Source organism: Paraburkholderia sp. MM5384-R2 (assembly GCF_014201025.1).
GTDB classification, from domain to species: Bacteria; Pseudomonadota; Gammaproteobacteria; order Burkholderiales; family Burkholderiaceae; genus Paraburkholderia; species Paraburkholderia tuberum.
The window spans coordinates 458,281-471,395 of record NZ_JACHDI010000001.1; the positions used below are offsets into that span (position 1 = coordinate 458,281).

Sequence of the window (13,115 nt, forward strand, 5' to 3'; positions counted from 1 at the left end):
ACATGGCAAAGATCGGCTTCATCGGACTCGGCATCATGGGCGCGCACATGGCGCGCAACCTCATCAAGGGCGGACACGCGCTGTTCGTGAACGGCGCGTATCCGGTGCCGGACGACATCGCGAAGAGCACGAGCGTGGTCGCCAGTTCGACCGCGGTCGCGCAGGCCGCCGACATCGTCATCATCATGGTGCCGGACACGCCGGACGTCGCCAACGTGCTGTTCGCCGACGACGGCGTCGCCGCCGGCCTCACCAAAGGCAAGCTCGTCATCGACATGAGCTCGATCTCGCCGCTCGACACCCAGGCGTTCGCGAAGAAGATCAACGCGCTCGGCGTCGACTATCTCGATGCGCCGGTGTCCGGCGGCGAAATCGGCGCGCGGGATGCGTCGCTGACGATCATGGTCGGCGGTCCCGAGAAAGCCTTTGCGCTGGCCAAGCCGTTGTTCGAGCTGATGGGCAAGAACATCTCGCTGATCGGCGACAACGGCGCGGGTCAGACCTGCAAGGTCGCGAACCAGATCATCGTCGCGCTGAACATCGAGGCGGTCGCGGAGGCGCTGCTGTTCGCGTCGCGCTCGGGCGCCGATCCGGAGCGCGTGCGCAAGGCACTGATGGGCGGCTTCGCGTCGTCGCGGATTCTCGAAGTGCATGGCGAGCGCATGACGAAGCGCACGTTCAATCCAGGTTTCCGGATCGAGTTGCATCAGAAGGACTTGAATCTCGCGCTCGATGGCGCGCGTAAGCTCGGCATCGCGCTCCCGCATACCGCGAGCGCGCAGCAACTGTTCAGCGTCTGCGCCGCGAACGGCGGCAAGGCGTGGGATCACTCGGCGATGGTGCGCGCGCTCGAAATCATGGCGAATCATGAAGTCGCGCAGGCGCCGGATAGCGAGGAAGCGAAGGCGGCTTGAGGTCTTCGTGCTTCCTCTTCAGTTCAGCTCGCCGTTGATTCCGCCGGTTGCCGCTTCGGCATCGGCGAGCTCACGGTGAACACAGGTGGGGCGCCCGTTCGTTGCACGGCAGCTTGGCTTGCCGGCGCGGCGTAACGGGCAAATCGCGCCGCTCTGGGCTGAGAGCGGCAAGTGGGGTCCGCAGCGGCACCCGTCGGTGACGGGGAAGCCTTGGTCGGTCAGACGTCGTCGTCGGGTGTCCGGCTGTCGGATTCGCCAATCAATACGTATCGAACACCTTCTGCAACGCCGCCGGCGCAGTGTGGCCCGCGGCCAGCGCCAGCATCAGCAGCACCCTCGCCTTGTACGGATTCAGCGAACCCGCGCTGACGAAACCGAGCGCATCGTCGGCCGCCGCGCCGTTGCGCATCACATGCCCCGAACCCACGCGCGACGAGCGCACCACCGCCACGCCGCGCAACGCGGCATCCGCCAGTGCCTGCTGCAACGACTGGTGGATCGAGCCATTGCCCGTTCCCGCCACGACGATGCCGCGCACATCCGCGGCGACCAGCGCATCGATGGCGATCCGCGACACGCCCGCATAGCTCGTGACGATCTCCACCTGCGGCCACGCCGCATCGATTGCGAATTCGCTCGCGACCGTATGCGCGCGCACCACGCCGCGCTGGAACTCGACGCGGCCATCCTGCACCCAGCCGAGCGCGCCGATTTCGGGCGACTGGAACGCATCGACCGCATAGGTGCTCGTTTTCACGACGTCGCGCGCGCTATGAATCCGGTTGTTGAACGCGACCAGCACGCCCTGCCCGCGTGCCGCCGCGTGCGCGGCGACCGTCACCGCGTTTAGCAGGTTCAGCGGACCGTCGGCGGACAGCGCCGACGCTGGGCGCATCGCCGCGGTCAGCACGACCGGCTTGTCCGACTTGACGGTCAGATGCAGCAGATAGGCGGTTTCTTCGAGCGTATCGGTACCGTGCGTGACCACCAGGCCGTCGACGTCGTCCGTCGCGAGCAGCGCGTTGATGCGTTGCGCGAGTGTGGTCCACAGCGGCAGCGACATGTCCTTGCTGTCGACGCTGGCGATCTGCTCGGGCGCAATCCGCGCGACCGTAGACAACGCCGGCACCGCCGCGAGCAGCTGATCGACGCCGACGACGCCCGCCTGATAGCCCGACGTATTGGCCGCGTCCGGGGCCGCGCCGGCGATCGTGCCGCCGGTCGCGAGCACCGCGATGCGCGGCAGCGTCGGCGCGGTGCTATGGCCGGGGGGAATCGGGAGAGAGGGAGAAGTCGAGGTATTCATGGCGGCGATTGTAAGCGATGCGCTTCGCGTCGCCATGCGTGGAAAACCGGACGCGGATTCGGCTTGCGCGAGCGTGCGCAACGCGCAAGCGGGCTTAAATCTCATGCGGTGCCCAATTGCACTCATCACCACAAGTATTGACGACGGGTGCAAGTCCCATCCTAAACTGGTCGCGGCTCTAAGCCGCCTCGCGCAACTGCGCCGCGATGTCCGCCTCGCTCAACTGCGGCGCGAACATCTCGAGCAACCGATAGGCATACGCGCGCAGGAACGCGCCCTTGCGCAAGCCGACACGCGTCGTGCTCGCCTCGAACAGATGCTGCGTGTCGAGCGCGACGAGTTCGCTGTCGCGCTTCGGGTCGTAGGCCATTGCCGCGACCACGCCGATGCCCATGCCGAGTTCGACGTAGGTCTTGATCACGTCGGCGTCGATCGCGGTCAGCACGACGTCGGGCAACGCACCCGCTTTCGCGAACGCCTGATCGATATGCGAGCGGCCGGTGAAGTCCTGGTCGTAGGTGACGATCGGGAATTCGGCGATCTCGTCGAGCGTCAGATTCGCACGGCCGACGAGCGGATGATCCTTCGGCACCACCACGACGTGATGCCACGAATAGCACGGGAACGTGACGATGTCGGGAAAACGGTCGAGCGCCTCGGTCGAGATGCCGATATCCGCCTCGCCGTTGATGATCATCTGCGCGATCTGCTGCGGGCTGCCCTGACGCAGCGCCAGATGCACTTTCGGGAACACCGACGTGAACTGCCGAATCACCTTCGGCAATGCGTAGCGTGCCTGCGTGTGGGTGGTCGCGACGACGAGGTGGCCGCTGTCCTGATCCGCGTACTGACGCGCGACGCGGCGCAGATTCTCCGCATCGAGCAGCATCCGCTCGATCAACTGATGCACGGCCTTGCCCGGTTCGGTGAGCCCGGTCAGACGCTTGCCACGGCGGATGAAGATGTCGACCCCGAGTTCGTCCTCGAGATCCTTGATCTGCTTCGATACGCCCGACTGCGAGGTGTAGAGCACGTTCGCCACTTCGGTCAGGTTCATGTTCTGCCGCACGGCTTCGCGCACGAAGCGCAATTGCTGGAAATTCATCGTTGTGTCTCGGTTCTGCCAGAGTTGAGTTATTGGAGCCGCACATGCCAGGCGAACCACGCGGTACGGCTGATACGTTCTCTCCTGTCCTCAGCGCCGCACAGCGGCGCCGCCACCTCACTGCGCCGGAAACACCCGCAGCGCGCGCGGCACCACGGTGACGCCGTCGCCGACCGCGAGTTTTAGATCACGCCACGTTTCGCGATCGAGTTCGGCTTCGAGCAGATTGCCCTCGCGACCGGCGAGCTCGACGCGCACCGAACCGCCGAGCGTCACCACGCGCCGCACGTCGACGACAATGCCCTCGCGATGCCCCGTCGCCTGCGGATACAACTGCAGATCGTGCGGCCGCACATAGGCGAACGCCGGGCCCTTAAAACCCGCCGCGATCGCGACCGGCAGCGCCGCGCCATCGACGACGAAACCTTGCGCATCGACGCTGCCGTGCAGGCGGTTCGCCGCGCCGAGAAACTCGTAGACGAACGGCGTCCGCGGATGGTCGTACACGTCCTGCGGGCTCCCTTCCTGCTCGACATGCCCGCGATTGAGCACGACGATGCGATCCGCCACTTCGAGCGCTTCTTCCTGATCGTGCGTGACGAAGATCGTCGAAATATGCAGATCGTCGTGCAGGCGACGCAACCAGCTTCGCAGTTCCTTGCGCACCTTCGCGTCGAGCGCGCCGAACGGCTCGTCGAGCAACAGCACCTTCGGCTCCACGGCCAACGCGCGTGCGAGCGCGATGCGCTGGCGCTGGCCGCCGGACAGCTCCGACGGATAGCGCTGCGCGAGCCAGTCGAGTTGCACGAGCTTCAGCAACTCATGCACCTTCTCACGAATCACCTTCTCGGACGGACGTTCCTTGCGCGGCTTCACGCGCAGCCCGAACGCGACGTTTTCGAACACCGTCATATGCCGGAACAGCGCGTAGTGCTGGAACACGAAACCCACCTCGCGCTCACGCGCGCCGACCGCCGCGACATCCTGGCCTTGCAGTTCGACCCGGCCGCCGTCCGCGTATTCGAGGCCGGCGATCACACGCAGCAACGTCGTCTTGCCGCAACCGGACGGCCCGAGCAGCGCGACGAGTTCGCCCGGAGGAAAGTCGAGCGACACGTTGTCGAGCGCGACGAAATCGCCGAAGCGCTTTTGCAGGTTACGAACGGTGATACCCATTTACAGCTCTCCTTGCTTGAGCGGATGTCGCTGCGACGCAGGCGTGGCGTTGACGAAAAACGAATGCGAAGCGGACTGCGCGCTATTGGCCTGCGAAGCGCCGGACGGCGACACGGGCCCCGCGTACGCAGGCACTTCGCGCGCCGCCGACAGTTCCGCCGACATATGACGCTCAGCCAGCAGCTTGAGCCCCAGCGTAACCAGCGCCAGCAGCGCGAGCAGCGAGGCCACGGCGAACGCGGCCGAGAAGTTGTACTCGTTGTAGAGGATTTCGACGTGCAGCGGCATCGTGTCGGTCTGCCCGCGAATATGGCCCGACACGACCGACACCGCGCCGAACTCGCCCATTGCGCGCGCATTGCACAGAATCACGCCGTACAGCAGACCCCACTTGACGTTCGGCAGCGTGACGCGACGGAACGTCTGCCAGCCCGATGCGCCGAGCACGTGCGCGGCTTCTTCCTCGTCGTTGCCCTGCGCCTGCATCAGCGGAATCAGCTCGCGCGCGACGAACGGGAACGTGACGAAGATCGTCGCGAGCACGATGCCCGGCACCGCGAAGATGATCTGCACGTTGTGATCTTCGAGCCACGGGCCAAACCAGCCCTGCGCGCCGAACATCAGCACGTAGATCAGACCGGAGATCACCGGTGACACCGAAAACGGCAGATCGATCAACGTGGTCAGCAGCGCCTTGCCGCGGAATTCGAACTTCGCGATACACCACGACGCCGCAAGGCCGAACACGAGGTTCAGCGGCACCGCGATCGCCGCGGTGAGCAACGTCAGTTTGATCGCCGACAGCGCATCCGGATCGGCGAGCGCTTCGAAGTAAAAACGCAGCCCCTTGTTCAGCGCCTGGTAGAACACCGCGGCGAGCGGCACGGCCAGAAACAGCGCGAGAAACAGCAGTGCGAGGCCGATCAGCAGCCAGCGCACGAGCGCCGGCTCGCTGACCGGATCGGGGCGACGCGCCACGCTCGCCGGGTGGGTCGGAACGCGGCTCATTGCACACCTCCACCGATAGCGGCGACGCTCGTGGCCACTGGCGCCGATCCCGTCTTGCCGCGGCTCGTGCGCCGCTGCAGATACCACTGCAGCGTGTTGATCGACAGCAGCATCAGGAACGACACGACCAGCATCACGACCGCGAGCGCCGTCGCGCCCGCGTAGTCGTATTGCTCGAGCTTCGTGATGATCAGGAGCGACGTGATCTCCGACTTCATCGGCACATTGCCGGCGATGAAGATTACCAAGCCGTATTCGCCGAGCGCGCGCGCAAAGGCGAGCGCGAAGCCGGTCAGCAGCGCCGGCAACACGGCCGGCAGCACGACGCGGCGAAACGTGAGCCAGCGCGATGCGCCGAGACACGCGGCCGCCTCCTCCTGCTCGCGCTCGAACTCCTCGAGCACCGGTTGCACGGTGCGCACGACGAACGGCAGGCCGATGAACGTCAGCGCGACCAGCACGCCCGCCGGCGTGAACGCGATCTTGATGCCGAGCGGCGCGAGGAACTGGCCGATCCAGCCGTTGCCCGCATACACGGCCGCGAGCGAAATGCCCGCCACCGAGGTGGGCAGCGCGAACGGCAGATCGACGACCGCATCGACGATACGCTTGAACGGAAACGTGTAGCGCACCAGCACCCACGCGACGAGAAAGCCGAACACCGCGTTGATCAGCGCGCCGCCCAGCGCCGAGAAAAACGTCAGCCGATACGACGCGAGCACACGCGGCGACGTGACCGCGCGCACGAACTGATCCCAGTCGAGCGTCGCGGTTTTCAGAAAGGTCGCCGCCAATGGAATCAGCACCACGAGGCTCAGATAAGCCACCGTGATGCCGAGTGTCAGGCCAAAACCGGGCAATGCGCTCGGCTTGCGGAAGGTCAACGTGGTCATGCTGGATACTCGTTCATGGTTGATGCTCGCGCGGTTGTTCGTTTTGCCGTGCTGCCGTACTGCGGTACTGCCGCACTGCTGGCCACCGGACCCCGGTTAGCGGAAAGCGCGCCCATTGGGCGCGCCCTTTTTCCCTGGCTGTGATTCAGGCGGTGGTTCTTACTGCGGCTGATAAATCGAATCGAACACGCCGCCGTCCGCGAAATGCGTCTTCTGCGCGTTGGTCCAACCACCGAACGAATCGTCGATCGTGTACAGCTTCAGCTTCGGAAACTTCGCGGTCAGCTCGGCGGGCACCTTGCTGGAACGCGGACGATAGAAATTGCGCGCGGCGATCTCCTGACCTTGCTCGCTATACAGGAAGTTCAGATATGCCTCGGCCAGCTTGCGCGTGCCGTGTTTGTCGACGACCTTGTCGACCACCGCGACCGGCGGCTCGGCCAGAATGCTCACCGACGGCACCACGATCTCGAACCTGTCCGGACCAAACTCCTTCAGCGACAGGAACGCCTCGTTTTCCCACGCGATCAGCACGTCGCCGATACCGCGCTGCACGAAGCTCGTGGTCGCGCCGCGCGCGCCCGAATCGAGCACGCCGGCGTTCCTGTACAGCTTGCCGACGAACTCCCTGGCCTTCTGGTCGTTGCCGCCCGGTTGATGCTCGGCGTACGCCCACGCGGCCAGATAATTCCAGCGCGCGCCGCCCGAGGTCTTCGGATTCGGCGTCACGATCGACACGCCCGGCTTCACCAGATCGTCCCAATCCTTGATGTGCTTCGGGTTGCCCTGGCGCACCAGAAACACGATCGTCGACGTGTACGGCGATGCGTTGTCCGGCAGACGTTTTTGCCAGTTCTTGTCGACGAGCCCCTTGTTCGCGAGCGCGTCGATGTCATAGGCGAGCGCAAGCGTCACGACGTCGGCCTGCAGTCCGTCGAGCACCGAGCGAGCCTGCGCGCCCGAGCCGCCGTGCGACTGCCTGAAGGTGACGGCTTCGCCGGTGCTGGCCTTCCATTCCTTGCCGAATGCCTGATTGATGTCCTGATACAGCTCGCGCGTCGGATCGTAGGACACGTTCAACAGCGTGGTGTCGGCGTGCGCGACGCCGCTTGGGCCCAACATGCCAAGCGCGCCCGCCGCGCCGACGGCGAGCGCCGCGATCAGTTTTCTGGTTCGAGCCGCAAGCCCCGTATACCGATCGTTCATTTCAATTTTTCTCCGCGTGATGGTCCGCTGATGAGCGTCTGGTGTTGTTCTGCGTCGCTCTCACGTGCACATGAGCGCCAACCGGAGGCCAGTCTATCGAAGCGCTTTCATGATTAAAAATAATGTTTCTTCATTTTTTAATGCTCAAAAGTGGTAACGACAGATGCGCCGGCGGTTGGGACACCGACAACGCCGTCATGTCGCCGATAAACGACGCCCCAGCGTGGCCCTTGCGACGAACTTAAAGTAAAGCTTGAAAAGCGCCGAATACTGTATAAAAATACAGTCACCTGTTCATACATACAGTGGCCATGACAAAACTCACCGCACGACAGCAGCAGGTTTTCGATCTGATCCGCCGCGCGATCGAACGCACGGGCTTTCCGCCCACTCGCGCGGAAATTGCCGCCGAACTCGGGTTCAGCTCGGCCAATTCCGCGGAAGAGCATCTGCGCGCGCTGGCGCGCAAGGGCGTGATCGAACTCGCGGCCGGCGCGTCGCGCGGCATCCGCCTGCTGTCCGGGCAGGAGGACGCGCCGTATCAGTTCACCCTGCCGCATGCGGGCCTGATGCAGTTGTCGTTGCCGCTGATCGGCCGGGTCGCGGCGGGTAGCCCGATCCTCGCGCAGGAACATATCTCGCAGCACTACGCGTGTGACCCGGCGCTGTTCTCGAGCAAGCCCGACTACCTGCTGAAGGTGCGCGGCCTGTCGATGCGCGACGCGGGCATTCTCGACGGCGACCTGCTCGCGGTGCAAAAGCGCACCGAAGCGAAGGACGGCCAGATCATCATTGCGCGGCTTGGCGACGACGTGACGGTCAAGCGTCTGAAGCGCCGGCCGAACGGCATCGAACTGATCGCCGAAAACCCCGATTACGACAACATCTTCGTGGAAACCGGCAGCGCCGATTTCGCGCTCGAAGGGATCGCGGTCGGGCTGATCCGCCCCAGCGAGTTCTGATCTTTCGCTGTCGCCAGAACGCTTGCGCCGGTTTGTCCGACCCAAGCCGCATTTACGCCTGCATCTATGCCGCATCGCCTGGAGAGACTCATGGAACGCCTTGCCCGCCTGTTGCCCTTTCGCCAGTTCGGCCGTCTGCGCCATCTGCGCAAGCTCACGCCCTGCGCGCTAATCGAGGCGCCCGCTGCGCGCACGCCGTCGCTGTTCGACGCGGCTGCCGAAGCTTCCGGTCTGCCGTCGTCGTTGCCGGCGTTCGCGCGCGTGTCGCTGAATTCGGCGCTGAACATCGCCGAGCCCGCGCGTCGCGCGCCGGTGCGGGTCTATCATGGACCGTCGCGACTGATCATGGTCGGCACAGTCGACGCCGTATGCCGTATGATCGATCGCTGCATAGCCGACGAAGCCAACGTGCACGGCGCGGTGTTCGAAGCCTGAGCGAATCCTGAGTACGCATGCAACAAGCACTTCGGATGTTCAGAGATTCGCGTGGGATGGGATCGTTTCGACCTCGCCGTGGTCGACGTTAGATCATCACTGACGTGGAGCCCCATTCGATGACAATTCGGAAACGCATACAGGGCAGCGCCACCCGGCCGCTGCTGATCACGCTGATCGTGGTGATCGTGATTGCCGCGCTGGGCTTTATTTATGCGTCACCGTATCTCGCGGTGAACAATCTCAAACGCGCCGCCGATGCGCGTGACGTGCAAACCGTCAATCAGTACGTGGACTTTCCCGCGCTACGCGATAGCCTGAAGCAACAGGTGGGCGCCATGCTGACACGCCGGCTCGAGGCGGATGCCGGCAACAAGATGGCCACGATCGGCGCGGTGATCGGCGTGACGCTGATCGGCCCGCTCGTCGATGCCTATGCGACACCCGACGGCGTCGCGGCGCTGCTGAACGGCATGCCGCCGCGTGGCACGCCGGGCGAGCAACCGTCCGCGCCGCCAGCCGCGGGCGGCGAAGCGCCGGCCGCACCAGCCGCGGGCGACACCACCACGCAGGCAAGCGCACCGCCGCCCGGGCGTCAAAGCACAGCCGGCTATCGCAGTCTCAACGAGTTTGTCATCACGTACCGGCGTGGCGAAGGTAACGCGAATTATTCGGCAATCTTTCGTCGCGAAGGTCTGGTCACGTGGAAGCTCGCGGCGATCAATCTGAACGAGTGAGATCGAAGCCTGGCCGGATGGGATGCGTGGCTGGCCATCGGGGCCGGCCACGCGACAGGTCTATCCACATCTGGGCTAGATGACGGGGCGCGCGGCTTCGCGTCCCTCACTAGCCCATTACGCCGCAGCCGCCTGCTGCTGCTCCTGCGCGGACGAGCACGCCACCAGAATGCTGCACGACACGCGGTCGAGCAGCGGCGTGTTGCCCGCCCCCATCCACCACCGCGACAAACCAGTCCGGCAGCGATGACCCACCACCACGAGGTCGACCTGCAACTCGTTAGCAAGATTGGCGATCTCGTCGATTGGATGACCGAATGCGAAATGCCCTTGCGCGCTCACGCCTCGCTCGGTCAGCCAGTTCACGCCCTCCTGCAGAATCTCGCGGGCCGTTTTTTCGAAGCTGCTGCAGGCGACGTCCGTCAACAGGCCCGCGCTCTGCGCGATGCTCGAACGCATGTCGACGACCGACAGCAGATGCGTTTCCGCCTTCAGTTCCAACGCCAGATCGGCACCGCAACGCAGGGCTTTGCGGCCTTCGCGCGAGCCGTCGTAGCACAACAGGATTTTCTGGTAGCTCGCCATCTGTTTTCTCCATTCGCGCGGAAAGCGCGGTCTGAATCAATCATGGTGCGCCGCAATTCGGCTTGCAAGGGATGGAAAACGCTAAGTGCATACTCGGTGCATGCCGATCCAGTCTGCACAAGCGTTGGGCGACCCGACGCAGCGTTTGCACACGGATGCCGCAATGCAAAACTTCGTTTGCGAACGCTGCGTCGACACACTGCGGGCCGGTTGACGTGCCAGTCGTGCCACCGCCAATCAGCGGCGCCAACCGACACCGAGAAGCGCATCGCACCCCACGCATGACGCGTTCCCGGACACCCGCTCGCATCAGCGATCCGATACCCGGAGTAAGCGGCTTCGCGTGCGCAATGCGTGCATCGCAGGTATGTTGTGTGTCTTGCGCGTACGTTGTGTCTTTTTCCGGAGCCTTGCTCGAGCCATGCCCACCGCCCCCATCGAATTCCATCAGGTCAGGAAAAGCTACGGCGAAAAAACGGTCGTCGACGGATTGTCGTTTCATGTGAACACCGGCGAATGCTTCGGGCTGCTCGGCCCCAACGGCGCCGGTAAGACCACGACATTGCGCATGCTGCTCGGCATTGCGGCGCCCGACGCCGGCGCGATCCGGCTGTGCGACGAGCCGATCCCGGGCCGCGCGCGCCTCGCGCGCTCGCGCGTCGGCGTGGTGCCGCAGTTCGACAACCTCGATCCCGATTTCACGGTGCGCGAAAATCTGCTCGTATTCGGTCGCTACTTCGGTCTGAGCGCCGCGCAGTGTCGCGCGGCGGTGCCGGGTCTGCTCGAATTCGCTCGCCTCGAGAACAAGGCGGACGCGCGCGTGAGCGAACTGTCGGGCGGCATGAAGCGGCGCCTCACGCTCGCGCGCGCGCTGATCAACGATCCCGACGTGCTGATCATGGACGAGCCGACCACCGGTCTCGATCCGCAAGCGCGCCATCTGATCTGGGAGCGGCTGCGCTCGCTGCTCGTGCGCGGCAAGACCATTCTGCTGACCACGCACTTCATGGAGGAAGCCGAACGGCTCTGTCATCGCCTGTGCGTGATCGAGGAAGGCCGCAAGATCGCCGAAGGCGCGCCGCGCGAGTTGATCGAGTCCGAAATCGGCTGCGACGTGATCGAGATCTACGGCCCCGATCCGTTTGCGTTGCGCGACGAACTCGCGCCGCTCGCCGAGCGCACCGAGATCAGCGGCGAGACGCTGTTCTGTTATGTGAACGACGCGCAGCCCGTGCATATGCGCCTCAAGCAGCGCGCCGATTTGCGCTATCTGCATCGGCCGGCGAATCTCGAGGATGTGTTTCTGCGGCTCACCGGTCGCGAAATGCAGGACTGAACCCATAGCGAGACACTTGATGGACGCACGTACTTACGAAACCCACGACGGCACGCCATCGGCGCAAGAACCGTTCGGTGCCTTTCCCGCCAATGCCACGAACTGGATCGCGGTGTGGCGCCGCAATTACCTGGTGTGGAAAAAGCTCGCGATCGCGTCGATGTTCGGCAACCTCGCCGATCCGATGATCTATCTGTTCGGTCTCGGCCTCGGGCTCGGGCTGATGGTCGGGCACGTCGACGGCGTGTCGTATATCTCGTTCCTCGCGGCGGGCACGGTGGCGTCGAGCGTGATGATGTCGGCGAGCTTCGAGTCGATGTATTCGGGCTTTTCGCGCATGCACGTGCAACGCACGTGGGAGGCGATCATGCATACGCCGCTCACGCTCGGCGATATCGTGCTCGGCGAGGTGGTGTGGGCCGCCAGCAAATCGGTGTTGTCGGGTGTGGCGATCATGCTGGTGGCGGGCGCGCTCGGCTATGCGAGTTTTCCGTCGATGCTGCTCGCGCTGCCGGTCATCGTGCTGGCCGGTCTCGCGTTCGCGAGCCTCGCGATGATCGTGACGGCGCTCGCGCCGTCATACGACTTTTTCATGTTTTATCAGACGCTCGTGCTCACGCCGATGCTGCTGCTCTCCGGCGTGTTCTTTCCGATCTCGCAACTGCCCGGCGCGGCGCAAGCGGTGACTGCGGCGCTGCCGCTCGCCAATGCGGTCGATCTGATGCGCCCGGCGATGCTCGGTCGGCCGATGGAGCACGCGGCGCTGCATGTGAGCGTGCTGGCCGCTTATGCGGTCGGCGGCTTCATCGTGTCGGCGATCCTGTTTCGGCGTCGCATGATGAAGTAAACCGAACGCGCGGGCGGCGCGTTGCGCCTGCACCCGCGCAAGACGACGCCGCGTCGGTCGTCGCACGGCGTGTTTGCTATCGTTGTGCGCGCTCAGTCCTCGTCGTCGGTCCACGGAATGTCGACGTCGGAGATGAACGCGACCGTCGCGAACGGGCCGCCCTCGTGACGCCCGATCTTGCCATCGGCGCGCTGCCATTCCACCCGGAACACGGTGACCGGATCATCCGCGATCAGCCGCACCGTGCGCAATTCGTCGGGATCGGCGTCCTCGACCGGACCGTCGAGCGAAATCAGCAGCGCCTGTGGCCATAGACCATCGGCGGGATCGTAGATCTTGTCGCCGTCGTGAATCAGCGTGAAGGCTTCCACGCCGATGGTCGCCGACGCATCGACGATCATCTTGGCGAGCGCACGCAACAAGGCGGTCGCTCGCGCCGAGTTCGCCTGACGGATCGCGAGATCACCGCGCGTGAGAGCCTGCTCGAGTTTTGGATTGGTTTTCTGTTGCGCCATGGCTGTGTTGGTCCTATCGCTCTGTCGTGGGCAACGCGCCATCGGGACGACGCGCCGCGTTTCTATTTGGGTCCATCTATTGCCGCTTGT

14 protein-coding genes are annotated in these 13,115 nt (G+C 64.5%); 6 read left to right on the forward strand and 8 right to left on the reverse strand.

Annotated features, from left to right (window positions below; genetic code table 11):
* The first annotated feature begins 2 nt into the window (after nucleotides 1–2).
* Nucleotides 3–914: a 2-hydroxy-3-oxopropionate reductase gene (locus HDG37_RS02190; protein WP_184043942.1), complete on the forward strand. Its 912-nt coding sequence runs from the start codon at nucleotides 3–5 to the stop codon at nucleotides 912–914.
* Nucleotides 915–1,173: 259 nt separating this feature from the next.
* Here the strand turns inward: HDG37_RS02190 and HDG37_RS02195 are convergent, their stop codons facing one another.
* The 6 genes from HDG37_RS02195 to HDG37_RS02220 form a co-directional block, all read right to left on the reverse strand.
* Entirely contained in the window at nucleotides 1,174–2,220 is a 1,047-nt protein-coding gene (locus HDG37_RS02195) for an asparaginase (RefSeq protein WP_184029207.1), read from the reverse strand.
* A gap of 178 nt (nucleotides 2,221–2,398) precedes the next feature.
* Nucleotides 2,399–3,325: a CysB family HTH-type transcriptional regulator gene (locus HDG37_RS02200; protein WP_184043944.1), complete on the reverse strand. Its 927-nt coding sequence runs from the start codon at nucleotides 3,323–3,325 to the stop codon at nucleotides 2,399–2,401.
* A 117-nt stretch (nucleotides 3,326–3,442) separates the two neighbouring features.
* Nucleotides 3,443–4,501 (reverse strand): sulfate/molybdate ABC transporter ATP-binding protein, encoded by a 1,059-nt coding sequence (locus HDG37_RS02205; RefSeq protein WP_184043946.1) that lies wholly within the window; start codon nucleotides 4,499–4,501, stop codon nucleotides 3,443–3,445.
* Complete coding sequence (cysW, locus tag HDG37_RS02210; RefSeq protein WP_090804540.1) at nucleotides 4,502–5,509, reverse strand: sulfate ABC transporter permease subunit CysW; 1,008 nt, start codon at nucleotides 5,507–5,509, stop codon at nucleotides 4,502–4,504. It lies immediately after the preceding gene.
* Complete coding sequence (cysT, locus tag HDG37_RS02215; protein ID WP_184043948.1) at nucleotides 5,506–6,402, reverse strand: sulfate ABC transporter permease subunit CysT; 897 nt, start codon at nucleotides 6,400–6,402, stop codon at nucleotides 5,506–5,508. Before cysT ends, cysW begins: the two co-directional genes overlap by 4 nt.
* Nucleotides 6,403–6,561: 159 nt before the next feature.
* Nucleotides 6,562–7,608 carry a sulfate ABC transporter substrate-binding protein gene (locus HDG37_RS02220; protein ID WP_184043950.1) on the reverse strand — a complete coding sequence of 349 codons (1,047 nt, stop codon included), beginning with the start codon at nucleotides 7,606–7,608 and terminating at the stop codon, nucleotides 6,562–6,564.
* 311 nt (nucleotides 7,609–7,919) lie between these two features.
* On the opposite strand from HDG37_RS02220, the gene lexA reads away from it, so the two are divergent.
* The 3 genes from lexA (at nucleotide 7,920) to HDG37_RS02235 (ending at nucleotide 9,742) form a co-directional block, all read left to right on the forward strand.
* Nucleotides 7,920–8,570 carry a transcriptional repressor LexA gene (gene lexA, locus HDG37_RS02225; protein ID WP_026225415.1) on the forward strand — a complete coding sequence of 217 codons (651 nt, stop codon included), beginning with the start codon at nucleotides 7,920–7,922 and terminating at the stop codon, nucleotides 8,568–8,570.
* 90 nt (nucleotides 8,571–8,660) lie between these two features.
* Nucleotides 8,661–9,005, forward strand: coding sequence for a hypothetical protein (locus HDG37_RS02230; protein WP_184043952.1), 345 nt, complete (start codon nucleotides 8,661–8,663; stop codon nucleotides 9,003–9,005).
* A gap of 119 nt (nucleotides 9,006–9,124) precedes the next feature.
* Nucleotides 9,125–9,742 (forward strand): DUF2939 domain-containing protein, encoded by a 618-nt coding sequence (locus HDG37_RS02235; protein ID WP_184043954.1) that lies wholly within the window; start codon nucleotides 9,125–9,127, stop codon nucleotides 9,740–9,742.
* A 117-nt stretch (nucleotides 9,743–9,859) separates the two neighbouring features.
* Here HDG37_RS02235 and HDG37_RS02240 read toward each other — a convergent pair whose 3' ends face one another.
* Entirely contained in the window at nucleotides 9,860–10,327 is a 468-nt protein-coding gene (locus HDG37_RS02240; RefSeq protein ID WP_090804531.1) for a universal stress protein, read from the reverse strand.
* A 421-nt stretch (nucleotides 10,328–10,748) separates the two neighbouring features.
* Here HDG37_RS02240 and nodI point away from each other — a divergent pair, with 421 nt between their 5' ends.
* Both nodI and HDG37_RS02250 read left to right on the forward strand, forming a co-directional pair.
* Nucleotides 10,749–11,663, forward strand: coding sequence for a nodulation factor ABC transporter ATP-binding protein NodI (nodI, locus tag HDG37_RS02245; protein WP_184043956.1), 915 nt, complete (start codon nucleotides 10,749–10,751; stop codon nucleotides 11,661–11,663).
* A 19-nt stretch (nucleotides 11,664–11,682) separates the two neighbouring features.
* Nucleotides 11,683–12,510, forward strand: coding sequence for an ABC transporter permease (locus HDG37_RS02250; RefSeq protein ID WP_184043958.1), 828 nt, complete (start codon nucleotides 11,683–11,685; stop codon nucleotides 12,508–12,510).
* Between the two features lie 92 nt (nucleotides 12,511–12,602).
* Here HDG37_RS02250 and HDG37_RS02255 read toward each other — a convergent pair whose 3' ends face one another.
* A complete protein-coding gene (locus tag HDG37_RS02255; protein ID WP_090804526.1) occupies nucleotides 12,603–13,025 on the reverse strand; it encodes a hypothetical protein in 423 nt (140 codons plus the stop codon).
* Nucleotides 13,026–13,115: the final 90 nt, after the last annotated feature.

What these genes read in the sequence shown, in the direction of transcription:
- HDG37_RS02200 (WP_184043944.1), bottom strand. Translation starts at nt 3,325, where the DNA reads ATGAATTTCCAGCAATTGCGCTTCGTGCGCGAAGCCGTGCGGCAGAAC.
- HDG37_RS02220 (WP_184043950.1), bottom strand. Translation starts at nt 7,608, where the DNA reads ATGAACGATCGGTATACGGGGCTTGCGGCTCGAACCAGAAAACTGATC.
- HDG37_RS02190 (WP_184043942.1), top strand. Translation starts at nt 3, where the DNA reads ATGGCAAAGATCGGCTTCATCGGACTCGGCATCATGGGCGCGCACATG.
- HDG37_RS02240 (WP_090804531.1), bottom strand. Translation starts at nt 10,327, where the DNA reads ATGGCGAGCTACCAGAAAATCCTGTTGTGCTACGACGGCTCGCGCGAA.
- HDG37_RS02250 (WP_184043958.1), top strand. Translation starts at nt 11,683, where the DNA reads ATGGACGCACGTACTTACGAAACCCACGACGGCACGCCATCGGCGCAA.
- HDG37_RS02230 (WP_184043952.1), top strand. Translation starts at nt 8,661, where the DNA reads ATGGAACGCCTTGCCCGCCTGTTGCCCTTTCGCCAGTTCGGCCGTCTG.
- lexA (WP_026225415.1), top strand. Translation starts at nt 7,920, where the DNA reads ATGACAAAACTCACCGCACGACAGCAGCAGGTTTTCGATCTGATCCGC.
- nodI (WP_184043956.1), top strand. Translation starts at nt 10,749, where the DNA reads ATGCCCACCGCCCCCATCGAATTCCATCAGGTCAGGAAAAGCTACGGC.
- HDG37_RS02255 (WP_090804526.1), bottom strand. Translation starts at nt 13,025, where the DNA reads ATGGCGCAACAGAAAACCAATCCAAAACTCGAGCAGGCTCTCACGCGC.
- cysT (WP_184043948.1), bottom strand. Translation starts at nt 6,402, where the DNA reads ATGACCACGTTGACCTTCCGCAAGCCGAGCGCATTGCCCGGTTTTGGC.
- HDG37_RS02195 (WP_184029207.1), bottom strand. Translation starts at nt 2,220, where the DNA reads ATGAATACCTCGACTTCTCCCTCTCTCCCGATTCCCCCCGGCCATAGC.
- cysW (WP_090804540.1), bottom strand. Translation starts at nt 5,509, where the DNA reads ATGAGCCGCGTTCCGACCCACCCGGCGAGCGTGGCGCGTCGCCCCGAT.
- HDG37_RS02205 (WP_184043946.1), bottom strand. Translation starts at nt 4,501, where the DNA reads ATGGGTATCACCGTTCGTAACCTGCAAAAGCGCTTCGGCGATTTCGTC.
- HDG37_RS02235 (WP_184043954.1), top strand. Translation starts at nt 9,125, where the DNA reads ATGACAATTCGGAAACGCATACAGGGCAGCGCCACCCGGCCGCTGCTG.